Below are 18337 nucleotides of genomic sequence, written 5' to 3'. Positions count from 1 at the left end.
TGAGGCCGTAACACTCAAACACTATCAGAACGAGTTATCCATCGAATTTGTAGGGTTGCATTTTAGCAGGCCAGAAAAAAACCAATACCAGGTCATGCTTGCTTCGTATGATGAAGACTGGCGAGCACCTACCATGGAGCGGAAAATTACCTACACAAGCCTGAACCCAGGTAAATACACATTTATGGTGCGTTCTGCTAACGCCTATGGCACGTGGTCTGAAGACGTCCAGCAATTCGACATAATCATTGCTTCTCCCTGGTGGCTTCGCTACTGGGCTTTTGGACTCTACCTGTCGTTGTTTGCTGCCAGTGTTGTGCTGGTGGATCGATATCAACGGGCCCGCCTACTCAAAAAAGAACGCGAAGCAATGCAGATGCGGGAGGCTGAATTACGCGCAGAAGCTGCAGAATTAAAATTCAAGGCTGCTGAGTCAGATGCGCGCGCACTGAAAGCCGAAAATGAGCAGAAGGAAGTTGAACTTCAAAAAGCGGAAGAGCTCAAAGAGGCGTATGATGCTTTAAAAGACTCCATGAAACAGCTGAAAGTTGCTCAGAGCCAGTTGGTGCAGGCCGAGAAAATGGCATCGCTTGGGCAACTCACAGCCGGCATCGCACATGAAATAAAAAACCCACTCAATTTTGTTGTAAACTTTGCCAGGATCTCCTCGAATCTCATGGACGACTTGAAAGATTTGCTGCAAGAAGAAAGCGATCGCATGAGTGATGCTTCCCGAGATGAAATAGAGCATATGTTGACCACCCTTACGCTTAACACGGAGCGGATCAACCAACACGGCTTGCGTGCAGACTCCATCGTTAAAAATATGATGGAACACTCTCGGACATCAAGCGGCGTCCAGACAACTGTTTCGATGGAACGTGTCCTGAATCAGGCCATCGATTTAGCATACATGGGCGCAACAGAGCAGTTGAATGGATTTAGTATCACCATTGATAGAAATTTTGGACCCGATTTAGGCGAAATAAAGATCATCGCGCAGGATTTTAAACGTGTAATCATTAATATCCTGGATAACGCATTTTATGCATTGAAAGAAATCGCCAGTAAGCGAGATGAAAGCTTTCAGGCCAGCGTGTGTATTTCTGGACGTAGAACTGTAAGCGAACTCGAAATTCGGATTAAAGACAATGGGCCGGGGCTTGATGAAGACGTAAAAGCCAAAATTTTCAACCCATTTTTTACAACCAAACCACCGGGTACAGGCAATACTGGCCTGGGACTCTCGCTTAGTTTTGACATAATTACCCAGGGCCACAACGGCGTACTGGCTGTGGCTGGAGAACCCGGAGAAGGCGCAGAATTTATTATTCGAATACCAGTAAATAGCTCTGTTTAATAACCCACAAACCATCCTCGATATGACTGACTTACAACGAACGGCGCGGGTAGCCGAACTGCAAAGTTATCTGCGAAATCAACCTCGTCTGAAGCTTGAGTTTCTGGCAAATATGTCAAAACTTTTTCGCGATCATGAAATTGATTTATCGCACGACGTCCTGGGCTCATTAACTCTGACCCTGGATCGCACACGCAGATTTTCCAATGGACACAATGGTGCGTCTAATGGCATGGGATCGGCAAACGAGGCCGATGGCCCCCCACCTGCACCAACGCATGATGGTCCGCCACCAGCGCCAACGCATGACGGTCCACCGCCAGCACCAACGCATGATGGTCCACCGCCAGCGCCCACACATGATGGCCCCCCACCAGCACCCACGCATGACGGTCCACCACCAGCACCCACGTATGACGACGGTCCGCCACCAGCGCCCACGCATTGATGGCGCTTGATTTACGACGGCTTAACCGATGCCTGTACATCGCCTTGTGTAAGGTAACGGGCGGGGTCAATGGGGATTTTTTGCAACAGGTAGATAATCTCCTTGGCCCTGGGGAGCCGTGGTATAGCACGACAATAGTTTGTGCCACACCCTAATTTTTATAGGCAATTTCTTGGGGAAATAGCTATGCAATTTCGCGAACCGCAGCCTGGCATCCTGACATTGCCGTTGCTTGATAAAGCAGAGGCTGATGATATAGTAAAGGATATCAAAGTTAAAACCGCATGGAAGCCGGCCCGCGTTAATGGGCGGAAATACAAAAACGAGGAAGCAAAAGAGGTCCGTTCTGCGACAACTGCGTCCTTGAGTAAAGCTTCTCAAGAAGCTGAATTGTTCAATGCCAGAGTTCGTTCGATTATAAGGCCATTGATTTTTAAGAGATGGAAACATGACATTTTGAGGCACACAGATATTCAATTGGTCAAATATGTGCCGGGAGATTTTTTTGCCGTCCATCGTGATAACGGCCAGGCTTACAACGACCGATATTACACAGTCGTTTGCTACTTGAACGACAACTTTGAAGGCGGTGGTACCTACTTCCCATCGTCAGACTATACAGTCGAGCCAGTAGCCGGCAAAGCCGTGATTTTCCCTTCAGATTATTTGCATAAAGCAAACGAAATTATATCAGGTGAAAAGTACGTGGCTGTGATCTGGATGCTCGACACGGAGCCTGTGAGTTGGATTTAGGGGCTAGTCGAGCACCAGCTGGTGTGGAAGTGTATCTTCTAGTGGGTGGGCTCGTGTGAACTTCTCAGCCCAGGATTTGCCGGCAGTGAGTTCTGCATGGAATTTCATTTGCCTGGCCTCTTCTTGCTGCGCATACGCACGTTGGTCGAAGACCCGCGATGTCAGTTTGGCGTCCCTGGTAAACGCTCCCGATTCTACGGTCTGCTCGATAAGTTTGCGTGGAATATCCAGCGCCATGAATGTCGACAGATGTCGTAATACAGCTACGGGCTTTTCTAACCAGCATTGCATCCTGAGTGCCAACAGCCGCCCCTCCGCCATGTTCAACCAATTGCGGTATCTGAACATGAGACTGAGCCACACAAATGCACTAACTTCTGCATCTGCAAGCGATGCTTTGCCAGGGTCGAAGGTTATCCCGACTGCTTTGAAATCATCCACGGCCCGGCTGTACATGCCTCGGATGAAATGCCGCCGCCTGGGCGACTTTAAGGTTGCTGATAGAAAGCGATCCAGAGTACAGTAGAGTACCACACCGCGCGCATTCGGGTGGGTGGATAAGCAGGCATGGATAAGGTTTGAACAGGAGTCTGTTGGTTTGACAATGGGTACTTCCATAGGCAATACTGTGCGTTGCAAACAATAGATTGCAAAATTAAGCAATGCAGTGTCGGGAAGCGGTTCAGATGGCCAGCGCAAGTGGCAACTAATCTGGTGCAGCAATTCTGGCTCTTTGTATACCATTGTATGCCCCGGATGATCAAGGCAGCGACTTAGCAGGGTTGATCCGCAAAAAGCAAAATGGAAAATAAAGTGAATGGGATGCGTTTTAACCGCCTGTGCTTCGAAATGGGCCAGCGTTTCCTGCATAGGAAGAAGGTAAAACAGGTCGTTGCTGGCGTGCAGGCGCTCGTTGAGGAAAGAAGAGGACCGGTAAGCCTGCCGGCTCATCTCCTGGATCACAAACTGTTGTTGCCGGCGTTCGAGCGCTCGGACGTAAAGAGAGGCGTTGTCGAAAAGATGATCAAGTAAAGATTGCTGCAACGTATCCATAATCATCTAGACGTATTGGACATCTTGCAGGATTGCAACTGGTGATGTGATCCGCCGGCAAAGTCCGCGGGTTATCAATTCTCGGGTCAATGCTGGCGCAGAAAAGACAAAATTGTTGCTATAGTAAGACTGAATTGTCTCTTCGTCGTTTGAGCCAACCACGTCCCGGCCTTTTAAATGCGACTCAATTTTGATGCGCCTTTGTGATCCCTGGCCAAACCATCGGTCACCAAATGAACCAAGGGTTTTGTATTTGCGAATAAAGTGATCTATACCGCAACATGGGTAGTGTAAAATAACAGGGCCACTGAACGTTTTTAGGTATTTACCGATTGTTGGGACAGAGAAGTTGTGTACGCCTTTAGGCAGGGTGTTGGGCGTTACGCGAACCGCCGACTTGTGACTAGCATAATAGTGGAAAAAAGAAGGTGGGATTTGGTTGATCTGTTTCAGCAGAGGTCTATTTTCTCTGATGAGTGCCGCATTTGCTTTGTCTGTGGGGTTTATTTTGAACAATGACACTTCTCTGAAATAGTTGCTGATAGCTTTTTGCTCTGTTACGCCCTCCAGATTGGGATAAGAAATGCACGCCAATCCCAGGTCTTCCATGCGTTGAAAGTGTGCATCAACAGTAGTCTCTTCTGGATAAAATAGCTCATCGATATCGATATGCAGGAGCCATCGAATCTTTTTGTAGTACGCCTCGCGTAACGCCAATTCAGCATTCAATATTTGCCGTGACATGGCCTCTGAATCGATACTTCGCGAAATTTGCGGAATGAGAAAAGATGACGTTGTTGACCATGCGTCCTCTAGGGCATCATTACGTGCAAATGCAGTGAGTTTGGCGTGCTGCTTTACCCACTGTGGGATGTTTGCCTTGGGGTCATCAAAAAAGAGGAACAGGTGGTCAAATCCAATCTGCAAATGGTAATGCACAAAAGATGACAAGACTTCATCTGCATCTCGCAGGGTAGTTACCAGCGCTTTTTTGATGCTACTCATTGGCAGCCTTTCCATCTTCATTATCCCCTGCAAAAATCATAGGCGTAATGCTTGTGGGAATTTGCATTTTCCAGACGCCGCGTCCAAAAGTGGATACACGCAAGGAGTTGTCTATTGCATTGTGATTCAATTTCGTTACAATCGCTGCGGGGAATTTGCCACCCATATACATCCAATCTGAAACGGCAGCCTGCTTCAAAAATACGCCGATATCCGTCCCTATATAAATTTGTTTTTGTTGCGCTGTCTTGCTTGGGACAATCAGAATATCTTGAACAGATATCGCGAGATCATTGAACGTAGACGATGTAATGTTCTGCCAGGTCCTTCCTGTATCGCGGGATCGCCAGATTTGATCTTTGTTGGACGTACGGACTGCATAGACGATGCCTGAAGTATCCGGGTCTGCTGCGAGGTCAAAAACATCGTTTCCCGGTGTACATATTTCTTGCTCATTACAAAGTGCTGGCTCCTCCCACGTTATCCCGCGGTCCAAAGAGCGATGTATTCGTCCATTTGCCTTGGAATAGGCATATACAATGGAAGGATTTATTATATCTGTTGTAATAACATTAACCGTTTCAATGTTGGCCACAGGCGTCCACATTTCGCCACCATTGGTAGATCGATAAATGGAGTCGAGCCTGGCTGTAAACAAGATTTGGGAAGAATCTGGTGTCATGGTAAGCGGTGCAATCCACAAGGAGGTTTCTCTGGTGCCCGTCTTACCATTGTCGATGCCCCGTATAATACGCCTGGGTTCTCGGCCGCGTACGAGTTTCCACGGGTTTCCATTTGCAGCTGTAGCGTACATGATATTGGGGCGGGTATGATCGAACAAGGTTGCGCCTCCGTCCCCTGTGACGCGTTTTGTCCAAATTTTTCCGTAGGAGTTGGTAAGTAAGGTGCCCTGGTCTTGCGCACCAATAGAAATTGATACTGAATCATGGGGAGAGGAAGCCATACCATAAATCTGCAAGGTGCTAAGACCGGTATTGATGGCGCGCCAGCACTTACCCCGATCCAACGAACGATAAATGCCACCATCTGTCAGGGCATAAATCAATTCAGGATTGTTATCTGAGAAATAGAAACCATGCTGATCTACATGCACGATATCGAAACATCCCCTTCTTTTGGTCACGTCCCGCCACGTGCGATACTCTCTGACGGTGCCGCTTGTATCTTTTCTAAATTTACTACGACCACCTGCCGTGGAACGAAAAGGATGGACTCCGCCGGCGAAGATCAGATTTGTGTCTACTGGAGACACTGCCAGTTCTTGAACAAATTCCGGTGTTGTACTAATCTGTTTCCACGTTTTGGCCCCATCACTCGATTTGTAGATGCGCGACTTATGTTTCTTCGGGACGATGATATCAGCAAAAATGACGTCAGGGAATTCTTTAGATTGGGTGAGCATTTTTAGGCGGTAATTTTCATTTGGTAACGGCAGGCCTTCATTTTTGCTTTCCCATGTCATTCCATTGTCGTTAGATTGTAACACGCCACCCTTTAAGCCGCCAACTGTGATGCGTCCCGGTTGTTTTTCGTTAATGAGCAGTGATACGTAATTATCTTTGTGACGCGAGGATGTGGTGTCGGTAAATACCTTTTGCCAGGCTTCTTTGCTTAATGCATAGATCCATAGACCATGATTGCTGGCAAGAAAGACCGATTCGGGATGGTTTTGATGCCATACGAGCTGATTGCTATTGACGAGGCGGTTTTGCATATCTTCTGGCCTGTACCCATCTGGACCTAAGACTTCATGCCAGGTTTTGGTACCATCTTTCGATCGAAAAACGCCTGCTCCCAGCGCAAATGAGTTGGATAGACCAAGACCGCTAACAGCTCCAACAACTGATGTCGTGCCGATCATCATGTCAGTGGGATCGTTCGGATTGAGGGCGATAGCTCCGATAGCCATAGAGGGGAGCGCGTCTGTTACGTTGTACCAGTACTCACCACTATTGTCTGTTTTCCAGAGGCCGCCATTGGCAGATCCAACCCATAGCTGGTTTTCATCAGTTGGGTGTAGCTGGGCAGAAATCAGCCGGCCGCTGATATCGTCTGGTCCAAGTGACGTCCATTGCTGGACCACGCTTCTTATTGTAGAGTCATCTTTGATGTCATAGAAGGCTTTCAGCCTGTATTGGGCGTTGTAATTCTTCTTGTAGTAGTTGCGTTCTCCTTTGAACCAGTTTTTGCGTTTCTCTTCTTTTTGGTTGAAATCCCAGATAGGGTCATCCAGGTTTATCGCTGCAGCATCTTCAGCAAAAATTTGTAGCAACATGTCTTTGCCGGCATCTACAATGTTTTGGCCGGCTTCAATCATTTCTTTGCCGCTCTCAATCATATCATCGCTGCTCTTAGCGATGTCTTTGCTAGCGGTACACGAAGAAACTGCAATGATCAGTAAACTGAGGCATGCGAATAATAAGGTAGATCGTAACATAGCACTGGTACTAATTCTGTGGGTGTGGGATCAAATGGGGGTAAGGTAAAGCGTAGTTCTTTAGGCAAAAAAACCATGCTTGTTGATATAGAACGTATCCGGTATTGACTGCCAGGCAGGTATCCTGAAACGTGGCGACTTTTTGAATAAATGGAAATGGAAATACATGATTTCCTCGTCCAGACTTATGTCTGAAAGTTTACCGTTATGCCAGCGGAGTAGCCAGTTCTGCTTATGTAGTTGAGGCTTCTCTCTAACCAGGGGCAGAAAGCACGTCTTAAGTTGGTCTGTGTCGGCAAGCCTGTTGACCAAATGGGTCATGCTTTCGATTTCTACTGCTTTTTCGGTCAGGCGCGCTTGCTTACGAGAAAACGCAGTCCATGCGAAGTTGCACTCGGCAAAGGAGTACACCTTAGGGGACGTATAAACCGTCTTATAATCGCGGCTTATCTCAAATAGCCGGTTGTACGGCGCTTCGTTTCTATAGAGCGAAAAGTGACCAACAAGGTAATCGCTATGTGCATTGATTACATCGTTAGTCTGGAGCAATTCAGTGGTAATGAAGGCCGTGATGTCGCCAAAGACAATATCCAGGTCTGTCATACCCCAAAATGAGTAGGGTGACAAATACGAGGCGAAAATGGCTCCGTACGCTGCTTTGTAATCGCACAGCTTGTAAGGTCTATCCAGTACGGCATCGAATTGGAGCGTGCTGGTTGCGTGCGACCTGATGTCCGCCAGCGTGCAAGGAACCACCTTTACATTTATCGGCGCCTCTTCCTGGCTGATACAATCCGTGAAAATGAGGAAGTTGATATCGGGATTATGTGCACACGATTTGAAGAAAAATCTCATCCACGCTGGCGCTTTTCCAAAGTAGCAAATAACGAGACACACTGACTGCTGTACCGGAGCATCAGTTGAGGCACCGGTTTTGGGGGGAGATATGTCAGGTGTTAGTTGCATGCGTTGTTTGTGAACAATACGGAATCAGATAAAGAAGCCGTGTTTGTTGATGTAGAATGTGTCTGGCAAGGAGGTCCAGTCTGGAATTCGAAAACCGGGTTGCATCATGTGAAAGTGGAAATACAAGATTTCCTGATCATCGACTACATCATACAGGTGTCCGTTTTGCCAGGCTAGTAGCCAATGCGTGTTGTGCAAGAGTGTTCGTTCCCTGACAAAAGGATTGAAACTGACGCGGGCCTGGTTTTTCTTTGCCAGCCGGCGCAGAACATGGGTTATGCTGTCTATTTTTGATTTCGAATAAGCCAGTTTTTTGCGTTTTCTAAACTCCATCCAGCGTTGCCCGCATTCTTCAAATCCCATATGTTTTTCAGCAAGAAAAACGCGCTCAACATCATGGCTTTGGGAATACAGGGTTGTGATTGCTGGGGTGTTTCGGTACAGCGTAAAGTGGCCGGCTACATAATCTTCGTGCCCGCTGATTACATCATGGTTGTTGAGTAAGCCGGATGTGATAAATGTGGGGATGTGTCCCAGTAATACATCAAGGTCGACTGTCCCCCAAAAAGAGAACGGCACGAGGTAGTCCTCAAAAATTTTCCCGTAAGCTGCATAGAAATCACAGAGCTTGTAAGGGTGGGTAATATGCACCGGTAGGCCAAGTTTTGCCGCAGCCAGTTTCCTAATATCTGTCAGTGTACTGGGAATCACTGTTATGTTATCTGGCGTATCGTTGGGCGAGATGCAATCAGAGAAAAGCAGAAAATTAACTGTAGTATTTTGAGCAAACGCATCCAATACGAACGAGAGACCAGCGGGCCGCTGGCCAAAGAAACAGTTGATCAGACAAATTCCCATCTCTTTCTGAGCTAGGGCTTCATCGATAATCGGGCTGTATGAAAGACGGCGGGACATCATATTACAGCATCTGATTCGGATTGCCGAAAATTTCGGAGCTTCTCTAAAAATGGCAGAACAAACGTATGGGTCTGTCTTTGTTACAACACTTTTGTAGATTTCGGCTCATAGGGTTGGCAGCAGTGCATCGTGAAGCTGCTTCAAAATATAGGATAGAACCCCATTTAACAACTAGTTATCAGGCATACCCCATGGACCCTGGAAGGAAGGACAACATGACAAAGGAATTTGGGGAATCAGGCAAAATACTGCCGCCGGCACCAGGTGCGCCTGTTGCCAATGTGTTCATGGTGGAAGCAGTCAACGGTAAACAATATTACGCTTACGAATTTCCCCACCCAAGCGTCGCAGCCACCGTTGTACTGTTCGATATATCCAAAAACAGTTTCTTATTGATAGAACGGGATATCAACCCGTTTAAAGGCTGCTTTGCGTTTCCCGGCGGATTTCTGGACGTAGGAAAAGAAGAAATCGAAGACGCTGCCGTGCGCGAACTGTATGAAGAGACAGGAATCAGACTGGACCGGTCCAAATTGCAACTCATTGATGTGCGGTCCCATCCCAAACGCGACCCGCGCGATCACATTTTCGACATTGCCTATTTTGCAACAGTAGATCATGCGGATGCCATTGCCGGCGATGAGGTCTCTGCCTACAAATGGGCGCAAAAGGATGAAATTGATGCGCTAGCCCTTGCATTTGATCACGATGTGTTATGGGGTCGGGTCAAATCGCGGTTCTTGTAAAGCCAGACTTATAAAAATGGGTTGCCCCTTGAAATAACGTTTGCCGCCATCTAATTTCCAGCGCATCCCTTATGATGATCGCAGGAGACAAGTCTAACAGGAGACAGGCATGGATATACACAAATTAGGCGCAGCTGTTGTTGGTACAGGATTTATAGGGCCTGTTCACGTTGAAGCTTTGATACGGCTAGGTGTGCGTGTGCACGGTGTGATGGGCAGTTCGCCGGCCAAGTCGGAATCTGCCCGGCATCAAATGGGTCTCGAAAAGGCGTACGCATCTTTCGAAGAAGTGCTTGCAGATGACCGGGTTGATGTGGTGCATCTGGCGGTACCAAATGTCTTGCATTACGACATGTCAAAACGCGCGCTGGCTGCTGGCAAACACGTGATGTGTGAGAAGCCATTGGCAATGCAGGCGGATGAATCTGCAGAACTGGTGCAACTGGCTGCAGCATCGGGGCTTGCCGCCGGCGTTTGCTACAACCAGCGGTACTTCCCGCTGAACCTCGAATCCAAAGCCCGCATCAGCAGTGGCGCGCTTGGCGAAGTCCTGGCCATCAAAGGCAGCTATGTGCAAGACTGGTTGTTGTACGATACGGATTACAACTGGCGCGTACTTGCAGCGCAGGGCGGAGAACTACGGGCTGTTTCAGACATTGGCACGCATTGGATGGACCTGATTTCGTTCATCACTGGGCTCGAAGTGGAAGCCGTGTTTGCTGACCTCAAAACGGTGCATCCCGTACGTAAACGCCCGCTCGGCGAAGTGGCCACCTTTAGCGGTAAAAGGCCAGGCGCCCACAGAGGTAGAAGACATTGATATTACCACAGACGATGCCGGCACTGTATTGCTTCGCTTCAGTGGTGGGCAACGCGCGGTACTCTGGGTTTCGCAGGTTACGGCTGGCAGAAAAAATACCATGCAATACGAAATCAGCGGCTCAAAAGGCGCTTTACATTGGTCCAGCGAGCACCCCAACGACCTTTGGCTGGGCTACCGGGATAAACCCAACGAAATTCTAGGCAGAGATCCTGCCCTGCTTTCAGACCTGGCATGGCCGTTTGCTAACTATCCTGGTGGTCACAACGAAGGCTATCCAGACTCGTTCAAACAGTGTTTCCGCGCTTTCTATACCGCCATCGCAGAAGGAATTCCCGCCGAAGATGCACTATATCCAACCTTCGCAGAAGGCCACCGGGAAATTGAACTCTGTGATGCCATCTTGAAAAGCCACCGCGAAGAACGCTGGGTAACGGTATAGTTCGAATGTCGATTGCCGCATCTCGTAAACTTTTCAACCTTCAACTAGCAACCTTCAACCAATCAAACCATGAAACTAGGATTTGTCAGTGCCATTCTGCCCGAGTTGTCTTTGAAAGAAGTGCTCACATACGCTGCTGAAGTTGGGTATGATTGTGTGGAGGTCATGTGTTGGCCGAAAGGGAAAGCCAGCCGGCGATACGCAGGCATTACCCACATCAATGTAGAGGGCTTTGGCAAAAAAGAAGCAGCAGCTGTGCACGCCCTGATGGAAGAAACGGGCGTTACCATCAGTGCCCTGGGCTATTACCCGAATCCGCTAGCCCCCGACGAAAAAGAAGCCAAGGTATACCAGGACCACATCAAAAAAGTGATACAGGCAGCACAAACACTTGGACTGAAAAATGTAAATACGTTTGTTGGCCGCGACTGGACCAAAAACGTGGACGAAAACTGGCCCCGGTTCAAGAAAGCCTGGCGGCCGATTATCAAATATGCGGAGAAGCGGGATATCAAAATTGGCATCGAAAACTGCCCCATGTCGTTCACAAAAGATGAATGGCCCGGCGGCAAAAACCTGGCGCACACGCCGGCAATCTGGCGACGGATGTATGAAACGTTTGAATCCGACCATTTTGGACTGAATTATGACCCCTCTCACATGGTATGGCAGCACATGGATTACCTCAAACCTATGCGCGATTTTGCCCATAAGCTTTACCATATACACGCCAAAGACGCTCGGGTAGACCAGGAACGGCTGAATGAAGTAGGTACGATGGCTTATCCGAATGATTACCATACGCCCAAACTGCCCGGGATGGGTGATGTAGACTGGGGTAAATTCTTTTCTGTTTTAACCGACTCGGGTTTCGACGGCGCCGTTTGTGTTGAAGTAGAAGACCGAGCATATGAAGGCACCCTTGCCCGTAGAAAACTCGCGATTAAACAGAGCTACACTTATTTGCGTCAGTTTATTCCTGCGGAATAATGCCTAACCTCCAACCCCATTTACCATGTCAAATCCCATTCTTGACCAGTTCAACCTCTCCGGTGGCGTTGCCGTAATTACAGGTGCGGGCGGGGCCCTTTGTGGGGCACTTGCTCGGGCACTCGGACAGATCGGTGTTAAGGTCGCTGCCCTGGATTTGAACGCTGAACGCGCCGAGGCTACCGTAAACGACATAGTTGCAGCGGGTGGCATTGCCAAGGCATTTCCCTGTAATGTGCTGAAAGAAGCAGAATTACAGGCCGTATACGAGCAGATCGTAGCCCTTTGGGGCCCGCCAGATTATCTAATCAACGGTGCTGGAGGAAATGACCCGCGTGGTACAACCACCAACCCGTTTTTTGAGCAGGGGGATGCTGAGAATGAGGCATTGACCAGTTTCTTCGACCTGGAATTTGAAGGATTCCAGTTTGTGTTTAGCCTTAATTTCCTGGGCACGTTTTTGCCAACCAAAGTGTTCTCGCGGGGAATGGCTGATCGGGAGGCCGGCTCCATCATTAATATTTCCTCGATGAGTGCGTTGACCCCGCTCACGAAGGTGTCCGCATACTCCGCAGCAAAAGCCGCCGTTGCCAATTTTACGCAGTGGCTTGCTGTACATTTCTCGCACGCGGGCGTTCGCGTGAACGCACTGGCACCAGGCTTTTTCTTTACCGAACAACTCAAGTTTCTGCACATCAATCAGGAGACAGGAGAATACACGCCGCGCGCTAAGAAAGTACTTGCGCACACGCCTATGGGTAGATACGGTGAACCCGAAGAATTAATCGGGACAGTGATTTACCTGCTTTCCGACGCTTCGAGGTTTGTCACAGGTACCGTTATTCCAATTGATGGCGGGTTCTCCTCTTACAGCATCTAATCGCTGTTTTAGCCCGTTTTATGCATATAGGCCGCTCTGGCATGATAGCTGCTATTAGCTGTGGTACTGTGTTATGTTGAGCATAATGCATGGATACATGTAGCAAAATCACACACGTGTCTACATTATCAACAGCTGATCTTTTGCATCTCTCATCCCAGCAATAGATGGTTAATTTTTCGATTGTGACACACGCCGGCCGACGCTTTACTACAGGCGTGCACGTGGTACTGCTTATAATAATTGCAGGGAGGCTTGAAGCCGTTGCGCAAGAATACGTGCATCAAACCCCAACCCATGCGACAACCTACGATTGGTCGGTCCAGGCACGCCTGCAACTGCTTGATGAAACCCACGCCTACAACGAACAATTTTACGACCGTGGATTTGCCCGCGTCTATACGCCGCTTGTCAAGCGCGAATATGAGTTGGACAACTGGATGCATGGGCATCAGTTCAATGCGTCCTTCAACTGGTATCAACAACCGAAAGGGTACAGGATGCGGTTTGGGAGCTACTCTAAAGGGAGCCTGGCCATGTTCTCTCAATTGCATATGGATGCGGCGCTTGGGGCCGATGCAAATTTCCTGATCAACTTCTATCCGCAACAGCATGCAAGAGGGACACGTGCCCTCATTGAGATTGGCTATGAACACACGTTCAACCAACACAGGATTTCGCTCAATCACACGTTGTCTGAATTCAAACAAGACCTCGATTTAACCCTGTCATATAAGGTTGAAAGCGAACAGCTGGGGCACGCTGAGCTAGATGTGACGGTGATGAATTATCTCAACAATCTGGTAAATACAGTTGGGAACGACGACGACCCACGGATCCCAAATGGCGGGCATTTGCAGACCACCTTTAAAACGTTTCCCATATTTTTTTCAGGTCGATATCGAACGCCAAAGTCGCATTTCTATCATCTGGATGTTTCTTTTGGCGTGCAGCCACAACGCCGAGATGCCATTACGGACAAGGGCCAACAGGCATTCATGTATGAGCAGAAACGGGGAGCCGGCTTTGTAAATGCTTCTGTAGATGTGCGCTCTCGGCATACCACTACAGGCCTGTTTTTTTATGCTGACCGAGATCACCTGACGCGCAGTGCGGATGGTAACCCTTTTGCCGGTGCGTACAGGACCACGCAGCAAACGCGTAAGTTCGGTGGATTTGTGTATGGATATATGGGCCGCCTTCGGCCATTTATCCGTTTTTCGAGGGACAGATACACGGACACGCAGGACGGTGACGATTTCTCTATTTCAGTATTGCCTCATGCGCTTGATCACGCAGAAACGCGGTGGGTTCTGGATGTCGGTATTAAAATCCAACCCTTCAAAGTGCCCTTTTATACTGAATTCCGTTACATGTCACTCAAGCGAGATCAAATCGATGTCGAAGCCAGTCGGCAGATTACCAAAAGTTGGACACAGCAATACATCTACGTAGCGCCGTTCAACAACAGGCTGGTATTTAGTATGAGTTTTGTAGCATCCAATCGCTTCCATTTTGAAATGGGCGGCGCCTACGACATCGATGGCGATACGCACCAGTTCAACACCGTGGTGAAGCGGTTTGACAAAGGCTTCGTGAAAATGTTGGTTAGGTTTTGAGTGAGAAGAGTGAGCGTGAGGAGTTTTGATGGCCCTTTTTTGACGCAAAGGCTCAGCAGATCTTTGAAAAATCAAGCTCCTGAGCCCTTGCGCTAAACACAAAATTACTATCTTTCACTCCTCACTCCTCACTCCTCACTCCTCACTCCTCACTCCTCACTCCTCACTCCTCACTCCTCACTCCTCACTCCTCACTCCTCTCACAGCCTCTTTATTCTAATATTCCGATACCACACCGGTTTTCCATGATCTTGCAGGCCGATGTGTCCTTCACGTGCGAACGCGGTACCGGGTGTGGGGAATTTATTGCGGGAGCCATCCGGATTCATGTGGGCTTCTCGCCAATGTGCAATATCCATATCAACCACGTGCTCTTCATTGAGCCATACCTGGATTTTGCTGTCCACGCATTTCAGTCGGTAGGTATTCCATTCTCCAGAGGGGTTAACCGCATTTTTGGTGGGCGCTAACATGTCATAGATAGCGCCGGCTGTACCGGTCCGTGTGATGCCGTTATGGCCATGTGAACTGGTCACCTGAACTTCAAGTCCTGTCCATACAGGATCCATGACGTCGTCTGTGCGAAAGAATACGCCGCTGTTGGTCCCATCAACTACCTTAAATTCGAGGTCGAGGATGAAATCGTCATAGCGTCCTGTTGTCCAGAGGTAATCCAGGTTGTGCTCCTGGCCGTCAGGATTGTCCCGTTTAACGGTAAGTTCGCCATCTTCAACAACAAACTTGTTGTTGGGCCCTGTGAGCCAACCGGTAAGGTCTTCGCCATTAAAAAGCGTCTCCCAGCCTTCTTCGCTGTCTGCCGGATCTTCCAGTGCGAGTAATGGCCCATCAATAGGACGAACCCAGAGGTTACGGAATTGAATCAGGCTGGACGTTGCCACATACTCACCCGTTTTTTTATCAATTCCGCCGTGATGCTGAAGGCCGATTGGGCCGCTTTCCGGGAGGCCAGGTACATGGGCATCTTCAATGATCCATTCACCATTCAGCATTACCGATACCCGGTCACCAATAACCATGATGTCCATCGCATTCCACTCACCGATGGGGTTGTCCATCCGTTTGGTGGGTACGGCTGCTGCGCGTTGTTCGGGGGTGGCATCCTTGTTGTTGCGAACCGACCATAGTTCACCCGAGCCAACGTTCCAGTTCCACAAGTTTACCTGATTGTTTGAACCGCGGAGCAGGATACCCGAATCGGAGTTGGGTGTCGGTGTTTTGATCACTTCTCCGTTTTCGTCATTTTTGTAGCTGCCGTCGGGTAGAATAAAGGGCATGTCGTGAAGCCCTGAAGCTTCTTTGAATCGCCATTCCACGTGCAGGGCGAAGTCGCCAAAAGACTCGGTTGTCCAGAGGTTTTTGTCGCTATTTCTGCCCGATTCTGTGTTGGCGTCGTAGTCGATCATGTAGTCTTTTACAACCCAGTGCCCTTCGCCGCCTTTGGGTACCTTCCATCCAGTGAAGTCATGACCATTAAAGAGGGTTTTGTATTCGGGCCATTGACGCCACGTCGGGTACGTGTAGTAGGAGGCGAGATTTTTGATAGACGGCCGGCCGGCAATCAAACTGCGGAAATCTGGTTTGGGCGGCGTACCCTGGTTGTAGAAAACATAGAGACCGGTTTTGCCGGCCAGGATGACATCGTTTCTGCCATCTTTATCCATGTCTTTGACGTTGATTTTCATGCCCACGCCCACAACGTTGTTTGGTGGTGGGTTTATGCTGCCCTGGTCCGGATAATAGGGTACATGATTATAGGACAGGATATGCCGCTCAAATTCACCGCCTTTGATGTCGTACCAGAAGACAAAAGAGGGGTCGCCCACTCCAACATCGCCGCCATAGTGGGCAAAGAGGCGTTTGCCTGCAATCAGGTCATCTTTCCCATCACCGTTGAGATCGCCAAGCGCCAGGGTGTGAAAAACGCTATAGTCGGTTTCAATCCAGTGGTGTTCAAAAGAGCGCGTGCCATCTGCACCCAGTTTTTGTTCATACCATGCGAGCCCATACGCGTGCGCGGAGCCGATGATGATGTCGTTGAGTCCATCTTCATTTACGTCATAGACGAGGTCCGGGTGAGCTGTAGCGCCCGCTCGCGAAGGATCAGCTGACTGGAACTGCCAATCGGCATGAAAAGTCCAGGGTTTGTCCGTTGCCACTTCGGGCTGTTCGTACCAGCCCTGGCCCGTTATGATATCGATGCGCCCATCCATGTTGATGTCACCAAGGCCATTGCCGTGGGTGTCACCTTCTCGGCCAATCACGTGTTCGATGAACCATGGCGCTTCGTCGATATGCTCGAGCCACGTCATGCCCTGGCCGTCAACAAGCGACCAGTGGTTAACAAGGATGTCTTCATCCCCGTCTCCATCGATATCATCATGAATCACGCCTTCCATGTTGAAAGCCTGGTGGATTTTATACGATTTCCATTGCTCGCCGGCTGCAGTGGGGCGCTTTGGGTTTTCATACCAGTAAGCGCCTTTCATAAACATCCAGCCTGAACTGACGATGTCGTCCCAGCCGTCACCATTAACGTCGAGTGCAAACTCGCTGTTGCTCTCGGTCTCAGGGCCGTTGCGATCAGCACCGGGGCGGTAGTTGCGGTGCTTGATCCACAGCGGCGCTTCATACCAGTGTTTGCCGGCAGCGATGTCGTAGTCGCCGTCGTTGTCTACATCGAGTACGGAGGCCGTCTCTGAAAACGGACCATACCAGTAGCTGTTTATGGTAGGGTCGTGTACTGGGCCATCGATCTTTACGGGAGAAAAAATAACCTCGTTGGCCTGTGCAAAGGCGTGGTTAAGGGGCAAGGTGAGGATCAGTGCGAGCCCAGTTACAGCAGCACGCAGCATGACCCTGAAAGCAGAAGTTGCTGTCATGGGATTGTTCATTGTTTCAACCTGTGGTTTGCAGGTAGTATCTGGGGCGGATAAGCCGGGCTATCGCAGCCAGGCTTTTTTTACATCTGGATTGCCGGCGGTGTTGAGGCGTTCCATTTGATCCGCTGAGAGGGTGAGGTCCAGGGCGCTGATGTTTTCATCAAGCTGGGCTGTTTTGCTGCCGGCTATGATGGGCAGCACAAACGGACTGCTTTGACGCATCCAAGCAACGATAACCTGGTTCATTGTGCCGCCTGTTTCGCTGGCAATGGCGGCCAACATGGCGAGGCGGTCATCTGCTTCAGGGCCGGCAAACTGGGCCGGCATGGGTTTGTCATCGCGCGTATAGGCGCCCTGAAGCAGGATGGAGTAGCCGATGAGCGTTATGTTGTGGTGTGCAGCATAGCGCTTCATGTCCTCGTCGATGCAGATCTGCGGGCCAAAATCAGCACCATGCCGCGGCCTGAGGTACGTGTACCGCTGCTCGACAACGGCGTACTGCGCCCAGTTGTTGAGCTGACTGACCATGTTGGCTTCAGCAATACGCCACAACCAGAGATTGCTCGCTCCGATTGCCCTTATTTTGCCGGCTTTTATCAGTCGGTCAAATGCCTCCATGGTTTCTTCGACGGGCGTCTCAAAATCATCCCGGTGGGCATAATAGACGTCGATGTAGTCGGTTTGCAGGCGCTTCAGGCTTTTCTCGCATTCTCGCTCAATTTCTGCTGCGGTTAATCCGCCCGAGCAGCCCGGATAATCAAAAGCGAGTTTTGAAGAAATCTGGATCTGCTGCCGGTTGCCGCGGGCCTTCATCCAGTTACCAATCGTAGTTTCACTTTCCCCTCCAACACATCCTTCATACCAACTGGCATAGAAGTTAGCAGTGTCGATAAACGAGCCGCCGCGTTCGTGGAAGAAGTCGAAAAGAGAGAACGAGGTGTCCTGGTCTATTTTACTGCCAATCAGGTCTGTGCCCATG

At 49.4% G+C, this 18337-nt stretch carries 16 protein-coding genes; 9 read left to right on the top strand and 7 right to left on the bottom strand.

The window, feature by feature from the left end:
* The 3 genes from AAF564_18915 to AAF564_18905 form a co-directional block, all read left to right on the top strand.
* The coding region (locus tag AAF564_18915) for an ATP-binding protein (protein ID MEM8487630.1) at positions 1-1360 on the top strand (1360 nt) is incomplete at its 5' end.
* A gap of 22 nt (positions 1361-1382) precedes the next feature.
* On the top strand, positions 1383-1808 hold the full coding sequence (locus tag AAF564_18910) for a hypothetical protein (protein MEM8487629.1): 426 nt from the start codon (positions 1383-1385) through the stop codon (positions 1806-1808).
* A 186-nt stretch (positions 1809-1994) separates the two neighbouring features.
* Positions 1995-2561 (top strand): 2OG-Fe(II) oxygenase, encoded by a 567-nt coding sequence (locus AAF564_18905; protein MEM8487628.1) that lies wholly within the window; start codon positions 1995-1997, stop codon positions 2559-2561.
* Positions 2562-2564: 3 nt separating this feature from the next.
* On the opposite strand, the gene AAF564_18900 is transcribed toward AAF564_18905, so the two are convergent.
* From AAF564_18900 to AAF564_18880, 5 genes are all read right to left on the bottom strand, one after another.
* Positions 2565-3614: a hypothetical protein gene (locus AAF564_18900; GenBank protein ID MEM8487627.1), complete on the bottom strand. Its 1050-nt coding sequence runs from the start codon at positions 3612-3614 to the stop codon at positions 2565-2567.
* A gap of 6 nt (positions 3615-3620) precedes the next feature.
* Complete coding sequence (locus tag AAF564_18895) at positions 3621-4619, bottom strand: glycosyltransferase family 2 protein (GenBank protein ID MEM8487626.1); 999 nt, start codon at positions 4617-4619, stop codon at positions 3621-3623.
* Positions 4612-6978 carry a hypothetical protein gene (locus AAF564_18890; GenBank protein ID MEM8487625.1) on the bottom strand — a complete coding sequence of 789 codons (2367 nt, stop codon included), beginning with the start codon at positions 6976-6978 and terminating at the stop codon, positions 4612-4614. The genes AAF564_18895 and AAF564_18890 overlap by 8 nt, the downstream gene beginning before the upstream one ends.
* A gap of 159 nt (positions 6979-7137) precedes the next feature.
* Positions 7138-8043 carry a DUF6625 family protein gene (locus tag AAF564_18885; protein MEM8487624.1) on the bottom strand — a complete coding sequence of 302 codons (906 nt, stop codon included), beginning with the start codon at positions 8041-8043 and terminating at the stop codon, positions 7138-7140.
* 24 nt (positions 8044-8067) lie between these two features.
* Positions 8068-8961 carry a DUF6625 family protein gene (locus tag AAF564_18880; protein MEM8487623.1) on the bottom strand — a complete coding sequence of 298 codons (894 nt, stop codon included), beginning with the start codon at positions 8959-8961 and terminating at the stop codon, positions 8068-8070.
* A 215-nt stretch (positions 8962-9176) separates the two neighbouring features.
* Here AAF564_18880 and AAF564_18875 point away from each other — a divergent pair, with 215 nt between their 5' ends.
* From AAF564_18875 to AAF564_18850, 6 genes are all read left to right on the top strand, one after another.
* Entirely contained in the window at positions 9177-9707 is a 531-nt protein-coding gene (locus AAF564_18875) for an NUDIX hydrolase (GenBank protein ID MEM8487622.1), read from the top strand.
* Between the two features lie 109 nt (positions 9708-9816).
* Complete coding sequence (locus AAF564_18870) at positions 9817-10527, top strand: Gfo/Idh/MocA family oxidoreductase (GenBank protein MEM8487621.1); 711 nt, start codon at positions 9817-9819, stop codon at positions 10525-10527.
* A complete protein-coding gene (locus tag AAF564_18865; GenBank protein ID MEM8487620.1) occupies positions 10424-10969 on the top strand; it encodes a Gfo/Idh/MocA family oxidoreductase in 546 nt (181 codons plus the stop codon). Before AAF564_18870 ends, AAF564_18865 begins: the two co-directional genes overlap by 104 nt.
* Positions 10970-11038: 69 nt before the next feature.
* Positions 11039-11959 carry a sugar phosphate isomerase/epimerase family protein gene (locus AAF564_18860; protein MEM8487619.1) on the top strand — a complete coding sequence of 307 codons (921 nt, stop codon included), beginning with the start codon at positions 11039-11041 and terminating at the stop codon, positions 11957-11959.
* A gap of 25 nt (positions 11960-11984) precedes the next feature.
* Positions 11985-12839, top strand: coding sequence for an SDR family oxidoreductase (locus tag AAF564_18855; protein ID MEM8487618.1), 855 nt, complete (start codon positions 11985-11987; stop codon positions 12837-12839).
* Positions 12840-13006: 167 nt separating this feature from the next.
* Complete coding sequence (locus tag AAF564_18850) at positions 13007-14458, top strand: hypothetical protein (protein MEM8487617.1); 1452 nt, start codon at positions 13007-13009, stop codon at positions 14456-14458.
* Between the two features lie 200 nt (positions 14459-14658).
* Here AAF564_18850 and AAF564_18845 read toward each other — a convergent pair whose 3' ends face one another.
* Positions 14659-17358, bottom strand: coding sequence for a family 16 glycoside hydrolase (locus AAF564_18845; protein ID MEM8487616.1), 2700 nt, complete (start codon positions 17356-17358; stop codon positions 14659-14661).
* A 60-nt stretch (positions 17359-17418) separates the two neighbouring features.
* Positions 17419-18337 (bottom strand): aldo/keto reductase (locus tag AAF564_18840; protein ID MEM8487615.1); only part of this gene is annotated, 919 nt, incomplete at its 5' end.

It is taken from the genome of Bacteroidota bacterium (assembly GCA_039111535.1).
Lineage (GTDB): Bacteria > Bacteroidota > Rhodothermia > Rhodothermales > JAHQVL01 > JBCCIM01.
This window is presented reverse-complemented; position numbering and strand designations above follow the sequence as displayed.